The organism is Novosphingobium sp. HII-3 (genome assembly GCF_002916655.1).
GTDB lineage: Bacteria > Pseudomonadota > Alphaproteobacteria > Sphingomonadales > Sphingomonadaceae > Novosphingobium > Novosphingobium panipatense.
Window position 1 is genome coordinate 2,501 of record NZ_PPSM01000056.1, and the last position, 3,345, is coordinate 5,845.

The following is a 3,345-nucleotide window of genomic DNA, read 5'->3' on the forward strand; positions in this document are numbered from 1 at the left end:
CGTTACATACAGATTGTATATCTGGCTGAGATTATCGTCCGCACCTGTAAACGGTGACGCCTTTATGCAGGGCTGTCATTGATGGTGTGGATTCTCAAGCGTGAGGTAAGAGCATCTGGTGGATGCCTTGGCATGTACAGGCGATGAAGGACGTGGCACGCTGCGATAAGCGTCGGGGAGTTGTGAGCAAACTTTGATCCGGCGATTTCCGAATGGGGAAACCCACCTTCACCATTTCTCTCGTATCACGAGCGATCGTGATGTGAGTGAGGTGGATAAGGTATCTCCAAGTTGAATATATAGACTTGGTGAAGCGAACCCGGGGAACTGAAACATCTAAGTACCCGGAGGAAAAGACATCAACCGAGATTCCGTTAGTAGTGGCGAGCGAACGCGGACCAGGCCAGTGCCTTGATTTCAACTAGCAGAACGCTTTGGAAAGAGCGGCCATAGCGGGTGACAGCCCCGTATGCGAAAGTGATAGTCAAGGACTCGAGTAGGGCGGGACACGTGAAATCCTGTCTGAACATGGGGGGACCACCCTCCAAGCCTAAATACTCGTACATGACCGATAGCGAACACAGTACCGTGAGGGAAAGGTGAAAAGCACCCCGATGAGGGGAGTGAAACAGTACCTGAAACCGGATGCTTACAAGCAGTTGGAGCCTCTTTAGGGGGTGACAGCGTACCTCTTGCATAATGGGTCAGTGACTTAATGTACCATGCAAGCTTAAGCCGTTAGGTGTAGGCGCAGCGAAAGCGAGTCTGAATAGGGCGATTTGAGTATGGTGTATTAGACCCGAAACCCGGCGATCTAGGCATGACCAGGTTGAAGGTGCGGTAACACGCACTGGAGGACCGAACCGGTGAATGTTGAAAAATTCTCGGATGAGTTGTGTTTAGGGGTGAAAGGCCAATCAAGCCGGGAAATAGCTGGTTCTCCGCGAAATCTATTGAGGTAGAGCGTCGGATATTTGCCGTTGGGGGTAGAGCACTGGATGGATGCGGGGGTCGCGAGATCTACCAATTCTAACCAAACTCCGAATACCAACGAGTCTAGTCCGGCAGACAGACGGCGGGTGCTAAGGTCCGTCGTCAAAAGGGAAACAGCCCTAACCTACAGCTAAGGTCCCCAAGTCATCACTAAGTGGGAAAGCATGTGGGAATCCCAAAACAACCAGGAGGTTGGCTTAGAAGCAGCCATCCTTTAAAGAAAGCGTAACAGCTCACTGGTCTAAACAAGGGTTCCTGCGGCGAAAATGTAACGGGGCTAAAGTGATGCACCGAAGCTTAGGGTTCAGATCTTTGATCTGAGCGGTAGCGGAGCGTTCCGTAGGCGAGTGAAGCCAAAGGGTAACCGATGGTGGACGTATCGGAAGTGCGAATGCTGACATGAGTAGCGATAAAGAGGGTGAGATGCCCTCTCGCCGAAAGACCAAGGGTTCCTGCTTAAAGCTAATCTGAGCAGGGTGAGCCGGCCCCTAAGACGAGCCCGAAGGGGGTAGTCGATGGGAACCACGTTAATATTCGTGGGCCTGGTGGTGTGTGACGGATCACTTACATTGTACGTCCTTATTGGATTGGACGTGCTTTCACGTGGTTCCAGGAAATAGCCCCACCGTATAGACCGTACCCGAAACCGACACAGGTGGTCAGGTAGAGTATACCAAGGCGCTTGAGAGAAGTATCCTGAAGGAACTCGGCAAATTGCCTCCGTACCTTCGGAAGAAGGAGGCCCCATGTTTGCGCAAGCAGATGTGGGGGGCACAGGCCAGGGGGTAGCGACTGTTTAGCAAAAACACAGGACTCTGCTAAGTCGGCTTCAAGACGACGTATAGGGTCTGACGCCTGCCCGGTGCTCGAAGGTTAAGAGGAGGAGTGCAAGCTCCGAATTGAAGCCCGAGTAAACGGCGGCCGTAACTATAACGGTCCTAAGGTAGCGAAATTCCTTGTCGGGTAAGTTCCGACCTGCACGAATGGCGTAACGACTTCCCCACTGTCTCCAGGATATGCTCAGCGAAATTGAATTCTCCGTGAAGATGCGGAGTACCCGCGGTTAGACGGAAAGACCCCGTGCACCTTTACTGCAGCTTCAGAGTGGCATTAGGATAGAATTGTGTAGCATAGGTGGGAGGCTTTGAAGCACCGGCGCCAGCTGGTGTGGAGCCATAGGTGAAATACCACCCTGTTATGTTCTGATGTCTAACCCAGGACCGTTATCCGGTTCGGGGACCCTCTGTGGCGGGTAGTTTGACTGGGGCGGTCGCCTCCTAAAGAGTAACGGAGGCGCGCGATGGTAGGCTCAGGCCGGTTGGAAACCGGCTGCAAGAGTGCAATGGCATAAGCCTGCCTGACTGCGAGATTGACGAATCGAGCAGAGACGAAAGTCGGTCATAGTGATCCGGTGGTCCCTCGTGGAAGGGCCATCGCTCAACGGATAAAAGGTACGCCGGGGATAACAGGCTGATGATTCCCAAGAGCTCATATCGACGGAATCGTTTGGCACCTCGATGTCGGCTCATCACATCCTGGGGCTGGAGCAGGTCCCAAGGGTTTGGCTGTTCGCCAATTAAAGTGGTACGTGAGCTGGGTTCAGAACGTCGCGAGACAGTTTGGTCCCTATCTGCCGTGGGCGTCGATACTTGAGAGGAGTTGTCCCTAGTACGAGAGGACCGGGATGAACATGCCTCTGGTGTACCTGTCGTTCCGCCAGGAGCGCAGCAGGGTAGCTATGCATGGACGGGATAACCGCTGAAAGCATCTAAGCGGGAAGCCTCCCTCAAGATTAGGTATCTTCGAGTCGTGATAGACCATCACGTTGATAGGCCGGGTGTGGAAGCGTGGTAACGCGTGGAGCTAACCGGTCCTAATAACTCTGATCATGCTTGATGAATCCCACCATCAATGACAGCCCTGCAACAGGAAGCTGTCCGGTAGGACGATAAGCAGCCAGAACCATACGATCTGAAATACGCACGGGCAAAACATCGATTAAACCCAACGACACAACGCGTCGGCTCCATTGCTTGGTGACCATAGCGTCAGTGACCCACCCGATCCCATCTCGAACTCGGCCGTGAAACCTGACAGCGCCAATGGTACTGTGGCTCAAGCCCCGGAAGAGTAGGACGTCGCCAGGCATTGAAGCCGACGCGCACAATCGTTGAACACAAAAAAACCCATCACAGTGACAAAACACAAAAGGGCCAAGGGGAAAAATCCCCCAAAGGCCCTCTTCGCGTTCCCCTCGAACGCACACAATCGGTGACGCGGGGTGGAGCAGCCCGGTAGCTCGTCAGGCTCATAACCTGAAGGTCGCAGGTTCAAATCCTGCCCCCGCAACCA

The 3,345-nt window shown here is 53.5% G+C and carries 1 tRNA gene and 2 rRNA genes; all 3 read left to right on the forward strand.

The features are described from left to right. The first annotated feature begins 95 nt into the window (after positions 1–95). The 3 genes from C2R25_RS16490 (at position 96) to C2R25_RS16500 (ending at position 3,345) form a co-directional block, all read left to right on the forward strand. Positions 96–2,890 (forward strand): 23S ribosomal RNA (locus C2R25_RS16490). Between the two features lie 135 nt (positions 2,891–3,025). Beyond that, positions 3,026–3,140 (forward strand): 5S ribosomal RNA (gene rrf, locus C2R25_RS16495). Between the two features lie 128 nt (positions 3,141–3,268). Further along, positions 3,269–3,345: transfer RNA gene (locus C2R25_RS16500), tRNA-Met, on the forward strand.